Here is a 333-nt window from a genome sequence, read left to right on the forward strand (position 1 = left end):
GGGCTGGACGGCAGTCGCGCATCGTCGCGCTGCTGTCGTCGAACCCGGTGCGCAGCCAGACCGAGCTCGCGGCCCTGCTCGCCGAGGAGGGCATCGACGTCACCCAGGCGACGCTGTCGCGGGACCTGGAGGAACTGGGTGCGGTCAAGCTGCGCGGCGCCGACGGCGGTACCGGCGTTTACGTCGTTCCCGAGGACGGCAGCCCCGTCAAGGGCGTTTCCGGCGGCACCGAGCGGATGTCCCGGCTGCTCGGCGAGCTGCTGGTGTCCACCGACGCCAGCGCCAATCTGGCCGTGTTACGTACGCCACCTGGGGCGGCGCAGTACCTGGCCA

General features: G+C 71.8%; 1 protein-coding gene. It reads left to right on the plus strand.

Features of this window, described 5'->3' with window-relative positions:
- On the plus strand, positions 1 to 333 hold a 333-nt coding region (locus H7I57_RS02275), incomplete at both ends, for an arginine repressor (protein WP_264021654.1).

It is taken from the genome of Mycolicibacterium pyrenivorans, from assembly GCF_025821625.1.
GTDB lineage: Bacteria > Actinomycetota > Actinomycetes > Mycobacteriales > Mycobacteriaceae > Mycobacterium > Mycobacterium pyrenivorans.